The sequence below is a fragment of the Salmonella sp. SAL04213 genome (assembly GCF_046550535.1).
GTDB lineage: Bacteria > Pseudomonadota > Gammaproteobacteria > Enterobacterales > Enterobacteriaceae > Salmonella > Salmonella enterica.
In genome coordinates this window covers 41642-63960 of the sequence record NZ_JBGDXS010000008.1, presented here as the reverse complement: position 1 = coordinate 63960, position 22319 = coordinate 41642, and the positions used below count along the sequence as shown (strand labels likewise).

Below are 22319 nucleotides of genomic sequence, written 5' to 3'. Positions count from 1 at the left end.
TTGTGTCGCAGGACAACAATTATAGCCAGGGCCCCGTCCCTCTGGCGGCGCGGAAGGGCGTGATTCCACTGACGTTTGTCATGTTGGGTTTAACGTTTTTTTCCGCCAGTATGTGGACCGGAGGGACACTCGGCACCGGTCTTTCTTATAATGATTTCTTCCTCGCAGTTCTCTTCGGTAATCTCCTCCTCGGTATCTACACTGCATTTCTTGGTTACATCGGCGCAAAAACCGGACTCTCCACCCACCTCCTTGCACGTTACTCCTTTGGCGTTAAAGGATCATGGCTTCCCTCGCTGCTGCTAGGCGGCACACAGGTAGGCTGGTTTGGCGTTGGCGTAGCGATGTTCGCTATTCCGGTCAGTAAAGCGACGGGCATTGATGCCAATATCCTGATTGCCGTTTCGGGTCTGCTGATGACCCTGACCATTTTTTTCGGCATCTCGGCGTTGACCATTTTGTCTATCATTGCCGTACCCGCGATCGTTATACTGGGCAGCTACTCCGTCTGGCTGGCGATCAGCGGCGTGGGTGGGCTGGAGCATTTAAAAACGATAGTGCCGCAGACGCCGCTGGATTTTTCCAGCGCGCTGGCGCTGGTGGTGGGCTCGTTTGTCAGCGCCGGTACATTGACCGCCGACTTCGTCCGCTTCGGGCGTCATGCCAAAAGCGCCGTACTGATTGCGATGGTCGCTTTTTTCCTCGGCAACTCGCTGATGTTTATCTTTGGCGCGGCAGGCGCTGCCGCCGTCGGTCAGGCGGATATCTCTGACGTGATGATAGCGCAGGGGCTGCTGCTGCCCGCGATCGTGGTGCTCGGCCTGAATATCTGGACCACCAACGATAACGCGCTGTACGCATCGGGTCTGGGCTTCGCCAATATTACCGGTCTTTCCAGCCGCACGCTGTCGGTGGTGAACGGGATTATCGGTACCGTGTGCGCGCTGTGGCTTTACAATAATTTTGTCGGCTGGCTGACGTTCCTGTCATCTGCCATCCCACCGATTGGCGGAGTGATTATTGCCGACTATCTGGTGAACCGCCGCCGCTATGCCGACTTCAACACCGTGCGCTTTATTCCCGTTAACTGGATTGCTATTCTTTCCGTCGCGCTGGGCATCGCCGCCGGACATTATGTTCCTGGTATTGTGCCCGTCAACGCCGTACTCGGCGGCGTCTTCAGCTATATCCTGCTGAATCCACTTTTCAACCGCAGCCTTGCTAAATCACCAGAGGTCAGCCATGCAGAACAATAACATCACCATTCGTCAGGCGCGTCTGCAGGGACACGAAGGATTATGGCAGATTACGATTGAAAACGGGCGCTTTAGCCGGATTGAGCCTCAGGAAGCCGCATCGTTACCGCAGGGCGAAGTGCTTGATGCCGAAGGCGGTCTGGCTATTCCACCGTTTGTTGAGCCACATATCCACCTGGATACCACGCAAACGGCGGGTGAACCGAGCTGGAACCAGTCCGGCACACTGTTTGAAGGGATTGAGCGCTGGGCAGAACGTAAAGCAATGCTCACGCATGAAGATGTGAAAGCGCGCGCGATGCAGACCCTGAAATGGCAGATGGCTAACGGCATCCAGTACGTTCGTACTCACGTTGACGTTTCAGATCCTACGCTCACCGCGCTGAAAGCCATGCTGGAAGTGAAGCAAGAGGTTGCGCCGTGGGTAGACCTGCAAATCGTCGCCTTTCCGCAAGAAGGTATTCTGTCTTATCCCAACGGTGAAGCGCTGTTAGAGGAAGCCGTGCGTTTGGGCGCTGACGTTATTGGCGCCATTCCGCACTTTGAGTTCACGCGGGAATATGGCGTTGAATCGCTGCACAAAATCTTCGCCCTGGCGCAGAAATACGATCGCTTGATCGATGTGCACTGCGACGAAATTGATGACGAGCAGTCTCGCTTTGTCGAAACGGTCGCGGCGCTGGCGCATCGTGATGGCATGGGGGCGCGCGTGACCGCCAGCCACACCACGGCTATGCACTCGTACAACGGCGCGTATGCGTCACGCCTGTTCCGCCTGTTGAAAATGTCGGGGATTAACTTCGTCGCCAACCCGCTGGTGAATATTCATCTGCAAGGGCGGTTTGACACTTACCCGAAACGTCGTGGCGTCACGCGGGTGAAAGAGATGCTGGAAGCGGGGATCAACGTCTGCTTTGGCCATGATGACGTCTTCGACCCGTGGTATCCATTAGGCACAGCAAATATGCTGCAGGTGTTGCATATGGGGTTACACGTTTGCCAGTTGATGGGGTATGGGCAAATCAACGACGGGTTAAATCTGATCACTACCCACAGCGCAAAAACCCTGCATTTACAGGACTACGGTCTGAGTGTCGGCCATGCCGCGAATCTGGTTATCTTACCCGCTGAGAATGGATTCGATGCGGTACGTCGCCAGACGCCTGCCCGTTACTCGATTCGCCACGGGCGGGTAATTGCCGAGACGGTGCCGAGCCAGACGACGCTGCACCTGACCCAGCCGGAAGCCGTGACGTTTAAGCGTTAACCCGTCATACCCGCGCTCTCCGGCACATTCACCACGCAGCCCCGTAAGGGGGCTGCGTTCGGAAGACTGCTCCGGCAAGAGATTTAGGCCGCCAGCAAACTGGCGCGTACTTTCACTACCACTTTCTTGATGTCATCCGGCTCACCCACTGCACATCCCGGTTTATGCGGTTCTCCCGGCATAAACACAGCAAACATCCCCGCTTGCAGCGTAATAGTCTGCTCGTCGGCAATTTGACTACAAAGCTGGTAATCCTCTTCAACGTGCATCTCCTCGCACTGGCGAGCGGCACCGGACATCCCAAACGCAATACGCTCGACGCCGGTTAGTAGTAGCTGAATATCAATGTATTGTTCATGCAATTCCGCTTTCTTCTCGGCCGGCATTTGCGTCGTTAACTGCATTACATTCATAAAGATATTGTCGCCCTGCAATTCATAGCGCCCCGGCGCTTTCTCCTGCGGCCTTGCCGCCAGCGCGAGAGTCAAGGCATCCAGCAGTCGCGGATGCAACCCGCAAGAAGGCAACGACTGTACTTCCCCCATCATCATAATGTGTCTCCTTGAGCTAACAAAGCAGCGCCTAATAATCCTGCGTCATGCCGATAGCGAGCGGCGCTCAGCGCCACGTGATAAGGCGCAGGCTCTTGCATCAAAAACGCGCGAACCTGCTCCAGGTATCCCTCAGCTAACCCTACGCTGCCGCCAATGACCACACACTGGCAGTCGGTAATCGCTTTCACATCGGCGATCATTCGCGCTATTACCTGCGCGGATTGGCTTACCAGATGTCGCGCCTGCTGATGACCTTCGCCAGCGCGAATAAATAGGGTTTTGGCGTCGCATCCCGCCAGATCGTCCCGCGCCGCCGCGGCCATCCCTCGTCCGGAGGCGATGGCCTCTACGCAGCCAACGCGTCCACAACCGCATACGGGCCCGTGTGGGTCCGCCAGGGTGTGTCCCAGGTGCCCGGCCAGACCGCCTTTTCCGGTAAGGAGCTTGCCGTCACAGACAACGCCGCCGCCAACGCCGGTTGAAACGGTGATAAATACCATATCGCGGATATCATCAGGGAGCGCGTGATACTCCGCCCAGGCCGCCGCCTGCGCGTCGTTCACCGCCAGCGTCGGCAGGCCAGCGATCGTTTCCAGTGTTTGTACTAACGGAAAGTGTAGCAAGCCGCCCAGATTATGGGGGTTTAGCGCCAGCAGCATCCCTTCCTGAATGATCCCGGTAGAAGCTATCGCTACCTGACGCGCCTCTGCCCGTAGTGGTTCAACCAGCGCCTTTAATGCTTCACGTAACGCATCCGGCGTTTTGCTCGCGGGGGTCGGCAGCTCGCGACGCTGGCTAATGCGCAAGTTGTTGTCGATGAGCGCGGCGGCAAGTTTAGTACCGCCAATATCGATTGCTAACGTAGTCATGACGCCGCCTTTTTTAATGCGTCGTTATACCATCCACAGATATGTTCCAGACGGGTAATGGCGGACCCCACCGTCACCGCCCATGCGCCATAACGGATCGCCTCCGCCGCCAGTGCTGGCGAGTTATAGCGCCCTTCGGCTATTACCCGGCATCCGGCGTCATGCAACGCTTTGACTAAGGGCAGATCGGGTTCCTCCGGCGTATCGGGGGTGGTGTAGCCGGACATTGTCGTGCCGATAATGTCCGCGCCCAACCGTTGGCAGGCGAGACCATCGTCCACGGATGAGCAGTCGGCCATCGCCAGTAGATGGTGGTGATGAATGCGCGCCAACAACGCCTCAACGGCTACCGGCCGTTGCCGAGCGGTTCCATCAACGGCGATAATAGCTGCGCCGGCCTGCGCCAGCGCATCTACATCGTCGAGAAAAGGGGTAATGCGCACTGGAGAGTCGTCCAGATCGCGTTTGATAATGCCGATAATGGGTACCGAAACGAGCGAGCGGGTCATACGCAGGTTGTCTATGCCTTCAATACGCACCGCAACCGCGCCCGCCTGTTCCGCTGCCAACGCCATTGCCGCTACAATCTCCGGCTTATCCAGCGGACTGCCCGGAACGGGCTGGCAGGAGACAATCAGGCCGCCAGAAGCGGCAATATTTTTATCCAGTTGTTCAAGTAACGACATACTACTCCCTTACAAATATTGCCCGGTTGAAAACCGGGCAAGCGGATTAACTTTTCGTTTTTACAAAGGCACCTTTACCACTGCCAAGCGGTACGGCTCCGCTGAACGGTTTGTCGTCAATAGCATCGTGGGTGCGTAACGCTTCCGGACGTAGCCAACGCTGTACGCGAGACGGCATATCAAGCCCAATAAGCAGGATCACGACAAACGTCAGGCTGAAAGAGAGCGATGCCAGCGCAGTGCCCAAATCCAGACGTTGAGCGATCAGCGCTCCCAGGATCGGCGCCAGCGCGCCGCCGAGCGCGCCGACGTTATAAGTAAAGCCCAGCCCCGCCGCGCGCTGATCGGTATCGAAGTAACCGCCGATCAGCTTCGGCAGAATCCCGGCAATCCCCTGCCCCAACATCTGTTGGAAAAACAGTAGCAGACCCAGAACCCAGACGTTTGTGCCGCCAATCGCAAAGACCGGAATAATGAGGATTTGCGAGGCCAGCAGGCTACAGACATATGCTTTACGCGTTCCCAGCCAGTCGCCAAGAAAACCGCCTACGCAGCAACCAACCGCCGCGCCAAATCCGCTAAAGAACAGGACATTCGCCACCGTATGCGGATCGTAGGCCAGCTCAGTTTTCAGATAAGTGGGTAATAGCGCCTGAATCGGCCAGGAATAGAGGAAAGCAAACAGTACCACCAGCATCAGCATGACGCCAGTGGGCCAGCGTTTACCGCTGCTCTGCACCATAAAGCTGATAAAGATAACCGCGCACAGTAGTCCCAGCCCCGCCACAATCGCAGCATTTTGTAGGTTACCGGCAAAACAGAACCACAGCGCAGCGGCGGCGGCGAAGGTCATTAAAATGTTGATGATGCGATGTTCGCCCCGATAAAGAATGTCGACCATCGTACGTACCGGCGCTTTACCCGCGTGTTTCTCTTTCCAGTCTTCCGCTTCCGGAATGTTTTTCCGCAGCCAGAGGGCGAAGATAATTGGCAAAATGCCAATGAAAAACAGCGCGCGCCAGCCCCAGACAGGCACCACCAGGCTGTACACCTGCGCGGCAACGACCGCGCCGACGGAGAAGCCGGAAATCAGAAAACCGCTGGCTTTATTGCGTAAATGTTTTGGCCAGCTTTCGATTACATAGGTCGCGCTGGAACCATATTCGCCCGCCATGCCCATACCAATCACCAGTCGGGCGATGAACATGGTGGTGTAACCGGGCGCAAACCCGCAGGCCAGGGTTCCCACCGAAAACAGGATGATGCTGCTGACCATCGCCAGACGACGCCCATAGCGATCGCCCATCGCGCCCAGTAATAACCCGCCGAACCAGCGAGAGATAAAAGCCGCAGAAATCAGGCTTGCCGCCTGTACCGTCGTCAGCCCAAATTCGCTTTGTACCTCAGTCAGTACAAGAGCAATCAACACAAAATCAAAACCATCAAGCAGATATCCCAGCCAGGCAGCGGAAAATGCCCGCCATTGCGCCCGGTTGAGATGGCGATACCACGGGATGTTCTGGGTAGAAGTACTCATTTTACTCTCCCGACGATTTTTGTTGTCGTTATGCCGAATGGCGGCTCCGCCTTATCCGGCCTACCGCTCACACTGTTGTAGGCCGGGCAAGCGTAGCGCACCCGGCATTATGCTGTTACGCCTTTTCTTCCATCAGTTGTTGAGCCAGCGCCTTGAGCGCCGGCAGGTATTTTTCATCAACAGGCGCGAACGGTTTACGACACAGCGGCACCGATACCACGTCCATATAATGCAGGACCGTTTTCAGGCCGCGGAATACGCCGGTTTTAATCAGTAAATCAATAACCTTATTGCACTCGGTTTGCAGACGCTGCGCTTTCGCCACATCGCCCTCACGTAATGCCTGCACAATCCCCTGGTAACGCCAGCCCATAATGTTGTATGTGCTGCCGATACCGCCGTCCGCGCCCGCCAGCAGGCCGGAAGCGAAGATTTCGTCATAACCGTTGTACAGCACCAGATCCGGATGCGCGCGGCGGATCTGCTCCATCTGGAAGAGATCGCCGGAGGTTTGCTTCAGCGCGCTCACGCCCGGTAATGTCACCAGCGTATTGATCTGATCGAGGGTAAGTTTTACACCGCTTAACGCCGGAATGTTGTATACCACCATCGGCAATCCATCTGCGGAATCAATGATTGCCCGATAATGGTCACAGTGCTCTTCAAAACTGAAAGGGTAATAAAAAGGCGTCACCGCAGAGACCGCATCAAAACCGTAACGCTTTGCGGCGCTGGCAAGCTGCTGGCTTTCTGCGGTGCTTACCGTCCCGACATGGGCGATCAACGTGATTTTTCCCTTCGCCTCTTCGGCGACAATCTCCAGTACCTGCTCTCTTTCAGCAAGGCTCTGTACGAATGCTTCCCCGGTGGAACCGCCAACGTACAGCCCGTCGATACCCTGCCCGATGTTAAAACGCACCAGACGGCGCAGGCTTTCGCTATCCAGTTGCTGCTGATGATCAAATGGGGTCAACAACGCCGCCATTACGCCTTGCAATGCTTTTGCCATACCTACCTCTACGGATGATGAATATATTACTACCTACCTTTATACCTGTTATACCAGATCAAATAAGCAGCAAATAATACAGAACGCTTATAGTGCGATCTGCTTCACTAAACTGGGATCGGAGGCGCGATCGCTACCGCATTTTTTGACTTTTTTTACCGAGCGCGTGCCAGGTAGCGGAAACGCTATTGAGGTGGGTTTGCAGAGCGCGATCCGCTTTATCGGGATCTCGCTGGCGAATGGCATCAACAATCACAATATGCTGTTGATAACTCACGTTATTATGTTCATGCAGCTCACGATCGGGAACGCTTGGGCGAGCGGCGATTAGCCAGTCCAGCAGAGCAACATGAATAGCCATAAAGATCGGATTGCCGGGAATTTCAGCCAGCACCCGGTGAAACTCGACATCCGAACGAATAAACAGCGCGTTGTCATCCAGCGACTGGCTATTAATTTCCAGCGCTTTCGTTAACAACGCGATCTGCTCGTCGGTGGCATGTTCCGCCGCATAGCGTACCAGGCTGGATTCAAAGAAAAGCCGTAGCTGTTCAAAGTGAGCGATGCCGCCAGGATGAGTAAGAAAATCTTTCGCCATACCCGACAGTTCACTGATGATGGTATCAGCAGAGGGGCGCGAGACGCGGGCGCGTTCGCCGTTATTGATTTGCACCAGACCTTTACGCTTCAGCGCAGCTAACGCTTCACGCACGGAGGGACGTCCTACATTGAAGAAGGCCATTAATTCACGTTCAGACGGTAGCTGTTCTCCCTCGCCAAACTCATGACGGCGGATCATCTGCTCCAGCTCTTCCTCAACCATTTCAGACAGTTTTTTACGCGCCAGCGGGCGGCGGCGCAAACTACGCCCGAGGGATGTCGGTGAATCTTCTGCTTGCGAATCAAATGCGTTCATAACGTCCATTCATGAGTGGTCGGTGGCAAATAATAGCAAGCTTATCGTAACACAGCTTCAAAAGCAGGGTGAACCCGCGAGGAGACCAAACAAAACAGGCCCTTCAGGGCCTGTTGATTATTTTACTACGCGTAGCGCCGGACGTCCGCCACGCGGCGGAGGCGGCTCGTCATCAGGACTACTGTCGTCATCGTGGTCGGGCTTATCGCCATCAATGACGGACATCACGGTCTCGCTTTCCGCGCCTGCGGTATTGTCATCATCATTTAAGCTGACAACGTCTTCATCATAGGCGGCTTCAGGCTCAAACATGGTGCCTGCGCCGTTTTCACGGGCGTAAATCGCCAGCACCGCAGCCAAAGGCACAGAAACCTGACGGGGAACGCCGCCGAAGCGCGCATTAAAACGCACTTCATCATTAGACAGCTCCAGATTACCTACCGCCCGCGGCGCAATATTGAGGACGATTTGCCCATCGCGCGCATATTCCATAGGGACATGCACGCCAGGCAGCATCACATCCACCACCAGATGCGGGGTCAACTGGTTATCCAGCAACCACTCGTAGAAAGCACGCAACAGATAAGGACGACGCGGCGTCAACTGTGACAAATCCATACAGGTTAACCCCGACCGAGGCGCATTTCACGTTCAGCTTCGGTTAAAGAAGCCAGGAAAGAATCACGTTCAAAGACGCGGGTCATATAGCCTTTCAGCTCTTTCGCCCCTGCGCCGCTGAATTCAATACCCAACTGCGGTAAACGCCACAGGAGAGGCGCCAGGTAGCAATCAACCAGGCTGAATTCGTCGCTCAGGAAATACGGTTTCTGACCAAATACCGGCGCAATCGCCAGCAGCTCTTCACGCAGTTGTTTACGCGCAGAGTCGGCCTCGGAAGCAGACCCGTTTACGATGACGTTCATCAGCGTATACCAGTCTTTTTCAATACGGTGCATGTACAGACGGCTTTCACCGCGCGCGACCGGATAAACCGGCATCAGCGGCGGATGAGGGAAACGCTCATCCAGATATTCCATAATGATGCGAGATTCCCACAGGGTCAGCTCACGATCCACCAGTGTCGGAACGCTTTGATTCGGGTTGAGGTCAATCAGATCCTGAGGTGGATTGTCCTTTTCCACATGTTCGATCTCAAAACTAACACCCTTTTCAGCCAACACAATGCGGACCTGATGGCTATAGATGTCAGTAGGACCAGAAAACAGCGTCATTACCGAACGTTTGTTGGCAGCGACAGCCATGAAAACCTCCAGGTATATTCAGAATTTTTACTGCTACCAGCCACAATGTGACCAGCCAGATGTTATGTCACCCAGGGCGAAAAAAGCCATCATTGCTCAGAAACGAGACAAAAAATGAACATTCCCCGCTATTTGGGCAGAAAATTGGATGATAGTTTACCAGATTTTGTGACCTTTGTGGTGAGTCGATTCTGGAATTGGGGAAAAAGAGACAACAATCCGCATTTCATCGTGACAGATAAATGCATTGCCCATAAAAAAACCCGCCGAAGCGGGTTTTTTCGCTAACAGTTGTCTGCCGAAGCAGAACCCCATTAACGTTTGGAGAACTGCGGACGACGACGTGCTTTACGCAGGCCGACTTTCTTACGTTCAACCTGACGAGCGTCACGAGTAACGAAGCCAGCTTTACGCAGTTCGCCACGCAGGGACTCGTCGTACTCCATCAGAGCGCGGGTGATACCGTGACGGATCGCACCAGCCTGACCAGAGATACCACCACCTTTAACAGTGATGTACAGATCCAGTTTCTCAACCATGTCGACCAGTTCCAGCGGCTGACGAACTACCATGCGGGCAGTTTCACGACCGAAGTACTGTTCCAGAGAACGTTGGTTGATAACGATTTTACCGTTGCCCGGTTTGATGAAAACGCGAGCTGCGGAACTTTTGCGGCGACCAGTGCCGTAGTATTGATTTTCAGCCATTGCCTATAATCCCGATTAGATGTCAAGAACTTGCGGTTGCTGTGCCGCGTGGTTGTGCTCGTTGCCCGCGTAAACTTTCAGTTTACGGAACATAGCACGACCCAGCGGGCCTTTTGGCAGCATGCCTTTAACCGCGATTTCAATCACACGCTCAGGACGGCGGGCAATCATCTCTTCAAAGGTCGCTTGTTTGATACCACCGATGTGGCCGGTGTGGTGATAGTACACTTTGTCAGTACGCTTGTTGCCGGTTACAGCAACTTTGTCAGCGTTCAGAACGATGATGTAATCACCGGTATCTACGTGCGGAGTATATTCCGCTTTGTGCTTACCGCGCAGGCGACGAGCCAGTTCAGTAGCCAGACGGCCCAGAGTTTTACCGGTCGCGTCAACAACATACCAGTCGCGTTTTACGGTTTCTGGTTTAGCTGTAAAAGTTTTCATTAAAAGCTTACCCAAATAAATAAGTTACACGTTGGTGAACACCCAAACGTTTAAATAGTTGAGGTTCACACGACAAAGTCCGGTAAACCTACCCCCTCGGATATGTTTGGCCGGCACAGAGAAAGTTTGGGAAAAAACTCTCTTGTAACGTGGGGTCGCAGGATTATAGAGAAGTCCAGGTCAAAGATCGACCCCTTTTTGCGATTTGCCGCGGGTTTTGTTCAGGCCTGGTTCCCCCTCCGGTAGGGGAGGTTGCACAGATATGATACCGCACAATGCCGGGGCGCTGCGCTTGTCCGGCTTACGGCATATGCTCCCGCTTGAGGTACTCCGCACTCTGCATCTCTTGCAGGCGCGACAGACAGCGCTGAAATTCAAACTTGAGCCGCTCCCCCTGATAAATCTCATATAACGGCGCGGCGGCGCTGACCACCAGCTTAACGTGGCGCTCGTAAAACTCATCCACCAGCGCAATAAAGCGGCGCGCTTCGTTCTCCATCAGCGGCGTCATGACCGGCACGTCAAACAGCAGAACCGTATGAAATAACCTTGAGAGCGCAATGTAATCATGCTGGCTGCGGGCCTCGACGCACAGCGTAGCGAAAGAGACCGCTAGCGTTTGGTTTTCAACGCCCAGGGTGGATAAAGGGCGATGATTGATTTCCAGCGTCGGAGCGTGCTCGCGCGCGGCCCCCGCTAACGCCAGCCACAGTTTATCCATTTGCCGCCGGGTTTCATCATTAAGCGGCGTTAGCCATAAATGGGCCTGCGTCAGCGTCCGCAGTCGGTAATCGACGCCGGCGTCCACATTCATAATGTCGCAGTGCTGTTTAATGGCATCGATAGCTGGCAGGAAGCGGGCGCGTTGCAAACCGTTGCGGTAGAGTTCATCCGGCGGAATATTGGAGGTCGCGACCAGCGTAATGCCGCGTGCAAACAGCGCTTTCATTAAACCGCCCAGCAGCATGGCGTCGGTAATATCGGTGACGAAAAACTCATCGAAACACAGTACGTCCGTCTCGGTTTTAAACCGATCGGCAATAATGTCTAACGGATCGATCTGTCCCTGTAACGCGGTAAGTTCTTCATGCACGCGCAGCATAAACCGATGAAAATGCAGACGTAGTTTTCGCTCGCCCGGCAGGCTGTGGTAGAAGAGATCCATGAGCCAGGTTTTGCCGCGCCCCACGCCCCCCCACATATACAGCCCGCGAACCGGTATTTGCGCGTCCGGTTCGTTTTTGCCTAATAATTTCCCCAGTCGCGCTATCAGTCCGCCGGGTGGCGTAGCCGACGATTTTTTCGCGGTGAGCGCCTGATAAAGGGTTTCCAGACGGTCGACCGCCTCTTTCTGTACGTCGTCAGGCTGATGGGTGCCTTCGTTGAGTGCCTGGAGATAACGCGATGTAGGGGAAAGGCTTTGCATAATGTTATTGTTATTCCTTGAAAATCGATGTGCCGTCGTTCACGGCTGACGAAAAAAAGGCCGTTCTACACTACGCGATATGCTGTCGGGATTCCACTTCTACGGAATTAGCGGTTATAGTGGCATAATCAGGCGCGGGCATGGAGCCTGGAGCCAACACCCTACGGAAACATAAGACAACGGGAGATGTTCATGACCTGGGAATATGCGCTAATTGGATTAGTCGTCGGTATCATCATTGGTGCCGTGGCCATGCGTTTTGGTAATCGTAAGTTACGTCAACAGCAGGCATTGCAGTACGAACTGGAAAAAAACAAAGCTGAGCTGGAAGAGTACCGTGAAGAGCTGGTTAGCCACTTTGCCCGCAGCGCGGAACTGCTGGATACCATGGCGCATGATTATCGCCAGCTGTATCAGCATATGGCGAAAAGCTCCAGCAGCCTGCTGCCGGAAATGTCTGCGGAGTCGAATCCGTTCCGTAACCGTCTGGCGGAGTCTGAGGCGAGCAACGATCAGGCGCCAGTACAAATGCCACGTGATTATTCTGAAGGCGCGTCTGGCCTGTTACGTAGCGGCGCAAAGCGCGATTAATCGCACGCCGTTAAGAAATTTATCGGGCGCATCGCTTGCGCCCTCTCTCTATCTTTCCTGTCCCAGCTATTATCATTGTTACCAGGCTGAAAATTCAATAACATCAATCTGTTTTGAATTGTCTATCCGTTCATTCAAGGTACGAGAGCAGCATCCATGAAAAAACACACCCAGCTGTTAAGTGCATTAGCGTTAAGTGTCGGGTTAACTCTTTCGGCGCCGTTTCCAGCCCTTGCATCGATACCAGGCCAGGTGCCAAGCCAGGCGACGCTGCCAAGCCTTGCCCCTATGCTGGAGAAAGTGCTGCCTGCTGTCGTCAGCGTAAAAGTCGAGGGAACCGCCGCCCAGAGCCAAAAAGTGCCGGAGGAGTTTAAAAAATTCTTTGGCGAGGATCTGCCAGACCAGCCGTCCCAGCCGTTTGAAGGACTCGGTTCGGGGGTGATTATCGATGCCGCGAAAGGCTATGTATTAACCAATAATCATGTGATTAATCAGGCACAGAAGATCAGTATTCAACTGAATGACGGACGCGAATTCGACGCGAAGCTGATCGGCGGCGACGACCAGAGCGATATCGCTCTGTTACAAATTCAGAATCCCAGCAAGTTAACGCAAATTGCCATCGCCGATTCCGACAAACTCCGCGTCGGCGATTTCGCCGTGGCAGTCGGTAATCCGTTTGGCCTTGGGCAAACCGCCACCTCCGGGATTATTTCAGCGCTGGGACGCAGCGGGCTTAATCTGGAAGGGCTTGAGAACTTTATTCAAACCGATGCCTCTATTAACCGCGGCAACTCCGGCGGCGCGCTGCTTAACCTGAACGGCGAGCTGATCGGGATTAATACCGCGATCCTCGCGCCAGGGGGCGGGAGCATCGGCATTGGCTTTGCTATTCCTTCCAATATGGCGCAGACGCTGGCGCAGCAGTTGATTCAGTTCGGCGAAATCAAACGCGGATTGCTGGGAATTAAAGGCACTGAAATGACTGCTGATATCGCTAAGGCATTCAAACTGAACGTTCAGCGTGGCGCTTTTGTCAGCGAGGTTTTACCCAATTCAGGTTCGGCGAAGGCCGGGGTGAAATCCGGAGACGTGATTATCAGTCTTAACGGTAAGCCGCTGAATAGCTTTGCCGAACTGCGTTCACGTATCGCCACCACCGAACCGGGCACGAAAGTGAAGCTGGGCCTGCTGCGCGATGGTAAGCCGCTGGAGGTGGAAGTCACGCTGGATTCCAATACCTCTTCTTCCGCCAGCGCCGAAATGATCGCCCCGGCGTTGCAAGGCGCGACGTTGAGCGACGGCCAGCTGAAAGACGGGACGAAAGGCGTTAAGGTTGATAGCGTCGAAAAAAGCAGTCCTGCCGCGCAGGCCGGTTTGCAAAAAGATGATGTTATCATCGGCGTTAATCGCGATCGCATCAGTTCTATCGCCGAAATGCGCAAAGTGATGGCGGCAAAACCGTCCATCATTGCTCTTCAGGTAGTACGCGGCAACGAGAACATTTATCTATTGCTGCGCTAATCCTGTCTTAAACCGGGCATCAGCCTGCGATGTGATGTCCGGTTAACTCATGGTATGCTGCTGCCGTTCCCTTTTTTAACGACGCCTCCATCATGTTTGTGAAGCTCTTACGTTCGGTCGCAATAGGTTTAATTGTCGGCGCTATTCTGTTGGCCGTCATGCCTTCTTTGCGCAAAATTAATCCTATCGCCGTCCCGCAATTCGACAGTACCGATGAGACGCCAGCCAGTTATAATTTTGCGGTTCGCCGCGCCGCGCCTGCCGTCGTCAATGTCTATAACCGCAGTATGAACAGTACCGCGCATAATCAACTGGAGATCCGCACGCTGGGTTCCGGCGTGATCATGGATCAACGCGGTTATATTATTACCAACAAGCACGTGATTAACGATGCCGATCAGATTATCGTCGCGCTACAGGATGGCCGCGTCTTTGAAGCGCTACTGGTGGGCTCCGATTCGCTTACCGACCTGGCGGTGCTGAAGATCAACGCCACTGGCGGGCTGCCTACCATCCCGATTAATACAAAGCGTACACCGCATATTGGCGACGTCGTACTGGCTATCGGCAACCCATATAATCTGGGACAGACCATCACCCAGGGGATCATCAGCGCAACGGGTCGTATCGGCCTGAACCCGACGGGGCGACAGAATTTTCTCCAGACCGACGCCTCGATTAACCACGGTAATTCCGGCGGCGCGCTGGTCAACTCGTTAGGTGAACTGATGGGGATCAACACCCTCTCTTTTGATAAGAGTAACGATGGCGAAACGCCGGAAGGCCTTGGTTTTGCGATTCCCTTCCAGCTAGCCACGAAAATTATGGATAAGCTTATCCGCGACGGTCGCGTGATTCGCGGCTATATCGGTATTGGCGGACGAGAAATCGCGCCGCTGCACGCGCAGCAGGGTAGCGGCATGGACCCGATTCAGGGCATTGTCGTTAATGAAGTGACGCCAAACGGCCCCGCCGCGCTTGCCGGTATTCAGGTTAATGATTTGATTATTTCGGTCAATAATAAACCCGCTGTGTCCGCGCTGGAGACGATGGATCAGGTGGCGGAAATCCGCCCGGGCTCCGTCATTCCGGTCGTGGTAATGCGGGATGATAAGCAGCTCACGTTCCAGGTGACGGTGCAGGAATACCCGGCGTCGAACTAAAACGACGCGGCTTTTGCCCGCGTCGTTCGACGACTAGTCAATGAAGACTGGCCCTGCCGGAAAATGCGCCAGGAAACTCGTGAAGATCAGCAGAGCGGGGAGACTTTTCTCCCCGACGGCCTCTTCACGCAGCGCCTTATCGAGTGCCAATAAGCCAGACTCGCCCCCTTCCCCCAGAATGCCGCCCATCCAGAGCAGTCGTTGCGCCTGTTGACGCGCATACTGCGATGCGCTTTTCCAGGCAACCAGATGCAGCAACGTTTGTAACAGCAGGATCCGAGACGCGTGACCATCGCGTTGTAATCGCCTGAATACGGGTAATGCAATACTACGTACCGTCGAGAAACCGCTCGCCGCCTCCCCCTCAATCGGCGATAAACCAACAGCCGCCTGTTTGACGAAATCGCATAACTGATTGTGTGTTAATGGCCGCTCGCCTGCGCTCATATACCCTGCGGCAAAACAGAGTAACCCGATACCCTGAGCCCAATCGGTCGATGGCAGAATCCCCTGCGGAACATTCGGTGCCGACGTCTGTGCGGCACAAAGCCCCTCGTCGTAACACTGTGCAAAACGTTGCTCATATATTGCTGAGTTGACGCCAGACCACGGCAGCAAATGCAGCGCTGGCTCAAGCTCAGTTATCTGATTCACCGTCTCAACAACATAACGCAAGATGGTTTCTCTGGATGGCATGGATGTACCTTGCCGAAACGCAACCATTTCACTCATTACTGTGTCCTCATTTGGCGGGAGCAGAATCACTGCTCCCGATTAGATTGGATTACATTGCCAGCACGTACTTGAGCATCACGCCCGCCGCAATGGCCGAACCGATAACCCCCGCCACGTTCGGCCCCATCGCGTGCATCAGCAGGAAGTTCTGCGGGTCTGATTCCAGCCCCACTTTGTTCGATACGCGGGCTGCCATCGGCACCGCCGACACCCCCGCCGAACCGATAAGCGGGTTGATTTTGTTCTTACTGCACAGGTTCATCAGCTTCGCCATCAGCACCCCGGCAGCCGTCCCGATACCAAAGGCAATCACCCCCAGCAGCAGAATGCCCAGCGTCTGCGGCTGCAGGAACTTGTCCGCCACCAGCTTCGCGCCCACCGACAGCCCGAGGAAAATGGTGACGATATTAATCAGCCCGTTCTGTACCGTGTCGCTCAGACGCTCCACCACGCCGCTTTCGCGCATCAGGTTGCCAAAGCAGAACATCCCCAGCAGCGGCGCGGCGTCCGGCAGCAGCAGGGCCACCAGTAGTAACAGCACCACCGGGAACAGAATCTTCTCCCGCTTGCTCACGGTGCGCAGCTGCACCATGCGGATTTTGCGCTCCGTCTCCGTGGTCAGCGCCTTCATAATCGGCGGCTGGATTAACGGCACCAGCGCCATATACGAGTACGCCGCCACCGCGATGGCCCCCAGCAGCTCCGGCGCCAGCTTGCCCGACAGGTAAATGGCCGTCGGACCGTCCGCGCCGCCGATAATGCCGATGGCCGCCGCCTGCGGCAGGGTGAAGGAAATCAGGCCGAAGTAGTTCAGCGTCAGCGCCCCCAGCACGGTGGCGAAGATGCCGAACTGCGCCGCCGCGCCGAGCAGCAGGGTGCGCGGGTTGGCCAGCAGCGGGCCGAAGTCGGTCATCGCGCCCACGCCCATGAAGATGACCAGCGGCGCGACACCGGAGCCAATCGCCACTTTGTAGAACAGCGCCAGCACCCCCGGCGTGTAGCCCATGTCCACCGCCAGGTTCTCCATCTGGATCTGCACCGACGGCAGAGCAAGGGCCAGCGCTTCCTTGATGGCGTGCACGTCCGGCGCGCAGTTCAGCTTCGCGGCAATCACCGCCAGCTGCCCGGCGTCGTGATGCGCCAGCAGGCTTTCCAGCGCGGTCAGCGCCATGCCCGCTTCCGGGATGTTGGAGAGCAGGCCGCCGAAGCCAATCGGCAGCAGCAGTAACGGTTCGAACTTTTTCGCAATCGCCAGCCACAGCAGCAGCAGGCTGACCAGCAGCATGATGGCCTGGCCTGCGCCAAGGTGCATCAGCCCCATGCCCTGAAGCAGGGCGTTCAGACTTTCCATTTCCGCTCCTCGTCCTTACGCCAGCGTCATCAGGGTGTCGCCGACGGAGACCGCGTCCCCGGACTTCACCGCGATACCGCGTACCGTCCCGGCCTGCGCGGCGCGGATTTCGGTTTCCATCTTCATGGCTTCCAGAATCAGCAGCACATCGCCTTCCGCCACCGTCTGGCCCTCGGTGGCAATCACCTTCCAGATGTTGCCCGCCAGCGGGGCGGTGACCGGGGTGCCGGCGCCTGCCGGAGCGGCAGCGGCTGGCGCGGAGGCAGGAACGGCTGCGGTCAGCTGGCTGATATCGCCGCCGTCGCTGACCTTCACCACAAAGGCCTTACCTTCCACTTCCACGGTGTAGACGCCGGAGGCAGCGGCTTTTGCCGGGGCAGCAGCAGGCTGCGCGGCTTCCGCCTGCGGCACCGGCTCAAACGCCGCCGGGTTATGGCGGTTTTCGAGGAATTTCAGCCCAATCTGCGGGAACAGCTCCACGGTGAGCACGTCGTCAATGGCGTTTCCCGCCAGAGTGATGCCCTTCTCCTGCGCCTGGCGCCTGACGTCCGCTTCCAGTTCAGCCAGTTCCGGCTTCAGCAGGTCCGCCGGGCGGCAGGTCACCGGAGCGCCCCCTTCCAGCACGCGGGCCTGTAACGCGGCGTTCACCGGCACCGGGGTGTGGCCGTATTCGCCTTTCAGAATGCCGGCGGTTTCTTTGGCGATGGTTTTGTAGCGTTCGCCGGTCAGGACGTTGAGCACCGCCTGGGTGCCGACAATCTGCGAGGTGGGGGTCACCAGCGGGATAAAGCCGAGGTCCTCGCGCACGCGGGGGATTTCCGCCAGCACCTGGTCGAGTTTGTCCGCCGCGTTCTGCTGCTTCAACTGGCTTTCGAGGTTAGTGAGCATTCCGCCCGGCACCTGGGCCACGAGGATACGGCTGTCGTAGCCCTTCAGCTGGCCTTCAAAGGCGTGATACTTTTTGCGCACCTCGCGGAAGTAGGCGGCGATGCTTTCCAGCTTCAGGATATCCAGCCCGGTGTCATATTTTGTGCCGGCAAGCGTGGCCACCAGCGCCTCGGTGGCCGGGTGGCCGTAGGTGGCGCTCATGGACGAAATTGCCGTGTCCACGCCGTCGACGCCCGCCTCGATAGCCTTCAGCAGGGCCATCTCCGCCATCCCGGTGGTGGCATGACAGTGCAGGTGCAGGCGCACCTCAAAACGTTTTTTGATTTCACTGACCAGCTCATACGCCGCCATCGGCGTGAGAATGCCGGACATATCCTTGATGGCAATCGAGTCAACGCCGGTCTCTAACAACTGTTCGGTTAAGTCCAGCCAGGTCTGCAGCGTGTGCGCCGGGCTGGTGGTATAGCTCAGCGTGCCCTGGGCGTGCGCGCCGTGGCTGCGCACCGCCTGCAGGGCGGCTTTCATATTGCGCGGGTCGTTCATGGCGTCGAAGACGCGGAACACATCCATGCCGTTTTTTACCGCGCGTTCGACGAAGCGTTCCACCACGTCATCGGCGTAATGGCGGTAGCCGAGCAGGTTCTGGCCGCGCAGCAGCATCTGCAGCGGGGTTTTGGGCATGGCCTTTTTAAGCTCGCGCAGGCGCAGCCACGGGTCTTCGCCGAGAAAGCGGATGCAGGCGTCAAAGGTGGCGCCGCCCCAGCATTCGAGGGAGCCGTAGCCCACGTCATCAAGCTGAGCGGCAATCGGCAGCATATCGTCAAGACGCAGGCGGGTGGCGAACAGGGACTGGTGGGCGTCACGCAGGACGACGTCGGTAATGGCAATGGTCATGGATCCCTCCGGGAATTAAGCGTTAAGGCGGTGATGGTGAATGGCGGCGGCAATCACCGGCTTGAGGCGGGTGAAGTCGTCCACGACGGGAACGGCGCGCGGTGCGGGCGCGGCGACCGGTTCGGGGAAGAAGCGGTTGACGGCGGCGGACATGCCGCGGATGGCGAAAATCAGCAGGAACAGAAACGCCAGCACGAACCCCATGCCGAGGAACATCAGGGTGAAGCCTTCACCTAATAGCAGAGCTGCATCAGTCATAAAATAGCCTTCAGGCAGGAGGCACGATAATGGTGCTATTTATGACGATGAAATAATAAGGGTGGATTTCCCTGAGCCGCCCCCGGCCAGAGCCCTTAGTTATTATTATCGTCATAACGTATTGCCACCATTATCGTGCAATTTACGTAATCAGGTTTATTTGATGAAACTTACGTTCTGGCATATTTCATCAGCGACGATCTCTTTACGCTGATTAAAAATAATTTTGTTCTGTTCAAACAGATTATTCCCATGGGTATCAATAGAAACAATCAGCGGGCCAAACTCTTTAACCCGGCAGACCCACAGCGTTTCCGGCATCCCCAGATCGCGCCATTGGGCATCTTCAATTTCTTCCACGCACACGGCGGCTACAACCGCACAACCGGCAGGGAATACGCAGTGCAGCGCTTTGTGTTCAGCACAGCCCTCTTCGGTACCTTTACCCATACCGCCTTTACCCACAATTAATTTGACGCCGGTCTGCGCAATAAATTCTTTTTCGAATTTCTCCATACGCATGCTGGTGGTTGGTCCAACGGAGACCATTTCAAACTTATCGTCTTCGCCTTTAATTGGGCGGACAATGGGGCCAGCGTGTAAAATAGCGCCGCCGCGAACATCTACCGGAAGTTCGCGACCACCTTCAATTAAACGGCGATGGGCTACGTCACGGCAGGTAACAATATGACCATTGAGATAAATAATATCGCCAGCCTTAATATCCGCTAAATCTTCATCTTTAATTGGCGTAGTCAGGATTTTTTTAGTCATCAGAAATTCACTCCGCTGTGAGACGTAATGGTGTAATTCAAATCTTTATCGAAAACGATATGCCCTTTACGGTGCGACCAGCAGCCGACGTTTACCGCCACGCCGATGGTAGAAGGATGACGCGCGGTGTTTTCAATGTTCACGCCCATAACGGAGGTATTACCGGACATCCCCTGCGGCCCCAGGCCAATTTTGTTAATGCCGTCTTCCAGCATTTTTTCCAGCGAGGCTGCACGCTCATTCTCGTTATGCGAACCGATCGGACGCATCAGCGCTTTTTTCGATAGCAGTGCCGCCGTTTCAACAGAGGTCGCTACGCCCACGCCAACCAGCAGCGGCGGACACGCGTTGAGGCCGTAGCTGGTCATCACATCCAGTACAAAGCGGGTCACACCTTCATAGCCTGCACCCGGCATCAGCACCATCGCTTTCCCCGGCAGAGAACAACCACCGCCTGCCATATAGGTATAAATGCTGCACTGATCGGAATTGGGAACGATTTCCCAGAAGACCGTCGGCGTACCTTTACCCACGTTTTTACCGGTGTTGTATTCATCAAAAGTTTCTACGCTGTTGTGGCGCAGCGGAGAATCTACAGTTGCTTTGATCACCGCCTCACGCAACAACGCTTCCAGCTCGCCAATCAGCGGAAAGTTCGTCCCGCACTCCACCAGAAACTGAATGACACCGGTGTCCTGGCAGGAAGGTCGATCCAGCTCTTTCGCCAGACGCTGGTTCTCAATCATGGTAGTAAAGATGACGTCGGCCAGTTTACTGGTCTCTTTCTTATGCAAATCTTCCAGTTTTGCAGTGACATCATCAGGCAAAACTTTGCCGGTATATCCCACAAACTTGGCCATAACGTCGGTCATATGGGATATCTGTTCACTTTTACTCATAAATGCTCCTTAGTCAGAACAGCTTCCGTTAATTACGGATGAAAAGGGAAAAGGATTGGCAGCAGGATCAAGCTGACAATGGTTGAAACGATAATCAGGGGGATACCGGCCTTAGCGTAGTCGACAAATTTATAGCCACCCGCGGAGAGCACCATCATGTTGGCAGGCATACCGATAGGGGTTGCGTAGGCGCAGGAACCGCCAATGACCGTCGCCATCAGAACCGCACGCGGGTCGGCCCCCATGCCTGCGGCAATGGACAAACTCACCGGCACCAATAGCGCTGTCGTTGCGGTATTGGACATAAAGTTGGTCATCACAACGGATAAGGCGAAAACGGCGATCAGCAACATGAACGGTGAGGAGTTTTGCCCCAGCATGCCGATTACATAGTCCGCAACCAGCTTGCCTGCCCCGGTCATTTCCAGCGCTTTTGCCAGCGCCAGGGTGCCGCCAAAGATAAAAATAGTCTGTGAATCAATGGCTTTATAGGCCTGTTTTTCCGTGAGTACGCCGCTTACTACCAGCACAAGAGCGCCAATACAACCGGTCACGGCCAGGCTGACACCGATCTTCTTCTCAAAGATCATGCCGAGGATCGTTGCGATCAACACCACGAGTGAGAGCCGTTGTTTCCACTGTGGAACATGGCTGTAGTCACGTTGCTCCCCGACGCTCCCCACCTCACCGCCGGTCGCATTATTCGGCAGAAAGCGATAGCCAATAGTCAAGAAGTAGAGAATGCCGCAGATGAGCATCGGGAGACCGATTTTTGCGTATTCAAAAAAGCCAAAGCCGCCGCCAATATTCTGTAGCGCAGACTGCGCGATAAGATTTCCCGGCGCGCCAATTAACGACAGGTTACCGCCCAACGCAGCGGCGAAAACCAGCGGCATCAGTAGACGAGAACGCGAGAAGCCCGATTTTGCCGCCACGCCGATCACCACCGGAATCAAAACCGCAGCGGTACCGGTGTTAGAAAGGACGCCAGACATCAAACCCACCACCACCATAATGGTGAAGATCAGCTGTTTTTCTGTTTTCGCGAAGCGCGTGATGACGCCGCCCACTTTGTTTGCCATACCGGTCTCGAACAACGCGCCGCCCACGATGAACATCGCGACAAAGAGGATGACGTTAGTGTCGATAAAGCCAGCAAAGGCCTGTTTGATATTCAGAACGCCGGTGATCACTAAGGCCACGCAGACAATCATGGAAGTGACGGCCAGTGGCACTTTTTCCCATACAAACATGACGATAGCGAACACCAATAAACATAAGGTAAGGGTAATGGGTTCCATATTTATAA

At 55.4% G+C, this 22319-nt stretch carries 24 protein-coding genes; 6 read left to right on the top strand and 18 right to left on the bottom strand.

All coding sequences use genetic code 11. The features are described 5' to 3' along the window. Window positions 1-2: 2 nt before the first annotated feature. Together codB and ACLJPQ_RS18030 are read left to right on the top strand one after the other, a co-directional pair. Window positions 3-1256 carry a cytosine permease gene (gene codB, locus ACLJPQ_RS18035; protein WP_000076262.1) on the top strand — a complete coding sequence of 418 codons (1254 nt, stop codon included), beginning with the start codon at window positions 3-5 and terminating at the stop codon, window positions 1254-1256. Next, complete coding sequence (locus ACLJPQ_RS18030) at window positions 1243-2523, top strand: cytosine deaminase (RefSeq protein ID WP_001648384.1); 1281 nt, start codon at window positions 1243-1245, stop codon at window positions 2521-2523. Before codB ends, ACLJPQ_RS18030 begins: the two co-directional genes overlap by 14 nt. A gap of 83 nt (window positions 2524-2606) precedes the next feature. Here the strand turns inward: ACLJPQ_RS18030 and nanQ are convergent, their stop codons facing one another. From nanQ to sspA, 8 genes are all read right to left on the bottom strand, one after another. Beyond that, entirely contained in the window at window positions 2607-3074 is a 468-nt protein-coding gene (gene nanQ / locus ACLJPQ_RS18025; RefSeq protein WP_000979900.1) for an N-acetylneuraminate anomerase, read from the bottom strand. Continuing rightward, the gene (gene nanK / locus ACLJPQ_RS18020) at window positions 3071-3946 is read right to left on the bottom strand and encodes an N-acetylmannosamine kinase (protein ID WP_000208981.1); all 876 of its coding nucleotides are present in this window, start codon (window positions 3944-3946) and stop codon (window positions 3071-3073) included. The genes nanQ and nanK overlap by 4 nt, the downstream gene beginning before the upstream one ends. After that, the gene (locus ACLJPQ_RS18015; protein WP_000054439.1) at window positions 3943-4632 is read right to left on the bottom strand and encodes an N-acetylmannosamine-6-phosphate 2-epimerase; all 690 of its coding nucleotides are present in this window, start codon (window positions 4630-4632) and stop codon (window positions 3943-3945) included. Before ACLJPQ_RS18015 ends, nanK begins: the two co-directional genes overlap by 4 nt. Window positions 4633-4678: 46 nt before the next feature. Beyond that, window positions 4679-6169: a sialic acid transporter NanT gene (gene nanT, locus ACLJPQ_RS18010; RefSeq protein ID WP_000108071.1), complete on the bottom strand. Its 1491-nt coding sequence runs from the start codon at window positions 6167-6169 to the stop codon at window positions 4679-4681. Between the two features lie 115 nt (window positions 6170-6284). Continuing rightward, complete coding sequence (gene nanA / locus ACLJPQ_RS18005) at window positions 6285-7178, bottom strand: N-acetylneuraminate lyase (protein ID WP_001029667.1); 894 nt, start codon at window positions 7176-7178, stop codon at window positions 6285-6287. Between the two features lie 133 nt (window positions 7179-7311). Beyond that, window positions 7312-8103, bottom strand: coding sequence for a transcriptional regulator NanR (gene nanR / locus ACLJPQ_RS18000; RefSeq protein ID WP_000382926.1), 792 nt, complete (start codon window positions 8101-8103; stop codon window positions 7312-7314). 108 nt (window positions 8104-8211) lie between these two features. Beyond that, a complete protein-coding gene (sspB, locus tag ACLJPQ_RS17995; RefSeq protein WP_000366112.1) occupies window positions 8212-8712 on the bottom strand; it encodes a ClpXP protease specificity-enhancing factor in 501 nt (166 codons plus the stop codon). 5 nt (window positions 8713-8717) lie between these two features. After that, a complete protein-coding gene (gene sspA / locus ACLJPQ_RS17990; protein ID WP_000257298.1) occupies window positions 8718-9356 on the bottom strand; it encodes a stringent starvation protein SspA in 639 nt (212 codons plus the stop codon). 114 nt (window positions 9357-9470) lie between these two features. Here sspA and ACLJPQ_RS17985 point away from each other — a divergent pair, with 114 nt between their 5' ends. Next, the gene (locus ACLJPQ_RS17985; RefSeq protein WP_001518027.1) at window positions 9471-9644 is read left to right on the top strand and encodes a hypothetical protein; all 174 of its coding nucleotides are present in this window, start codon (window positions 9471-9473) and stop codon (window positions 9642-9644) included. 26 nt (window positions 9645-9670) lie between these two features. Here ACLJPQ_RS17985 and rpsI read toward each other — a convergent pair whose 3' ends face one another. From rpsI to zapE, 3 genes are all read right to left on the bottom strand, one after another. Beyond that, a complete protein-coding gene (gene rpsI, locus ACLJPQ_RS17980; RefSeq protein WP_000829815.1) occupies window positions 9671-10063 on the bottom strand; it encodes a 30S ribosomal protein S9 in 393 nt (130 codons plus the stop codon). Between the two features lie 15 nt (window positions 10064-10078). Next, window positions 10079-10507, bottom strand: coding sequence for a 50S ribosomal protein L13 (gene rplM, locus ACLJPQ_RS17975; protein ID WP_000847559.1), 429 nt, complete (start codon window positions 10505-10507; stop codon window positions 10079-10081). A gap of 301 nt (window positions 10508-10808) precedes the next feature. After that, on the bottom strand, window positions 10809-11933 hold the full coding sequence (zapE, locus tag ACLJPQ_RS17970) for a cell division protein ZapE (protein WP_001191220.1): 1125 nt from the start codon (window positions 11931-11933) through the stop codon (window positions 10809-10811). Between the two features lie 192 nt (window positions 11934-12125). Between zapE and zapG the strand changes: the two genes are divergently transcribed. From zapG to degS, 3 genes are all read left to right on the top strand, one after another. Then, window positions 12126-12524: a Z-ring associated protein ZapG gene (gene zapG, locus ACLJPQ_RS17965; protein WP_001519074.1), complete on the top strand. Its 399-nt coding sequence runs from the start codon at window positions 12126-12128 to the stop codon at window positions 12522-12524. 156 nt (window positions 12525-12680) lie between these two features. Beyond that, complete coding sequence (gene degQ, locus ACLJPQ_RS17960; protein WP_076727261.1) at window positions 12681-14048, top strand: serine endoprotease DegQ; 1368 nt, start codon at window positions 12681-12683, stop codon at window positions 14046-14048. A 92-nt stretch (window positions 14049-14140) separates the two neighbouring features. Then, window positions 14141-15211 carry an outer membrane-stress sensor serine endopeptidase DegS gene (gene degS, locus ACLJPQ_RS17955; protein ID WP_000497705.1) on the top strand — a complete coding sequence of 357 codons (1071 nt, stop codon included), beginning with the start codon at window positions 14141-14143 and terminating at the stop codon, window positions 15209-15211. Between the two features lie 33 nt (window positions 15212-15244). On the opposite strand, the gene ACLJPQ_RS17950 is transcribed toward degS, so the two are convergent. From ACLJPQ_RS17950 to ACLJPQ_RS17920, 7 genes are all read right to left on the bottom strand, one after another. Then, window positions 15245-15976: a triphosphoribosyl-dephospho-CoA synthase gene (locus ACLJPQ_RS17950; protein ID WP_161976243.1), complete on the bottom strand. Its 732-nt coding sequence runs from the start codon at window positions 15974-15976 to the stop codon at window positions 15245-15247. 19 nt (window positions 15977-15995) lie between these two features. Then, window positions 15996-17297 (bottom strand): oxalacetate decarboxylase subunit beta, encoded by a 1302-nt coding sequence (locus ACLJPQ_RS17945; RefSeq protein ID WP_138010023.1) that lies wholly within the window; start codon window positions 17295-17297, stop codon window positions 15996-15998. A gap of 15 nt (window positions 17298-17312) precedes the next feature. Continuing rightward, window positions 17313-19079 carry a sodium-extruding oxaloacetate decarboxylase subunit alpha gene (gene oadA / locus ACLJPQ_RS17940; protein WP_138010022.1) on the bottom strand — a complete coding sequence of 589 codons (1767 nt, stop codon included), beginning with the start codon at window positions 19077-19079 and terminating at the stop codon, window positions 17313-17315. A gap of 15 nt (window positions 19080-19094) precedes the next feature. Next, on the bottom strand, window positions 19095-19337 hold the full coding sequence (locus ACLJPQ_RS17935; protein ID WP_000128598.1) for an oxaloacetate decarboxylase subunit gamma: 243 nt from the start codon (window positions 19335-19337) through the stop codon (window positions 19095-19097). Between the two features lie 156 nt (window positions 19338-19493). Further along, on the bottom strand, window positions 19494-20111 hold the full coding sequence (ttdB, locus tag ACLJPQ_RS17930) for a L(+)-tartrate dehydratase subunit beta (protein WP_000162405.1): 618 nt from the start codon (window positions 20109-20111) through the stop codon (window positions 19494-19496). Beyond that, window positions 20111-21010 (bottom strand): L(+)-tartrate dehydratase subunit alpha, encoded by a 900-nt coding sequence (gene ttdA, locus ACLJPQ_RS17925; protein ID WP_000045349.1) that lies wholly within the window; start codon window positions 21008-21010, stop codon window positions 20111-20113. Before ttdA ends, ttdB begins: the two co-directional genes overlap by 1 nt. 32 nt (window positions 21011-21042) lie before the next feature. Continuing rightward, the gene (locus ACLJPQ_RS17920) at window positions 21043-22311 is read right to left on the bottom strand and encodes an SLC13 family permease (RefSeq protein ID WP_000433390.1); all 1269 of its coding nucleotides are present in this window, start codon (window positions 22309-22311) and stop codon (window positions 21043-21045) included. Between the last annotated feature and the right edge of the window lie 8 nt (window positions 22312-22319).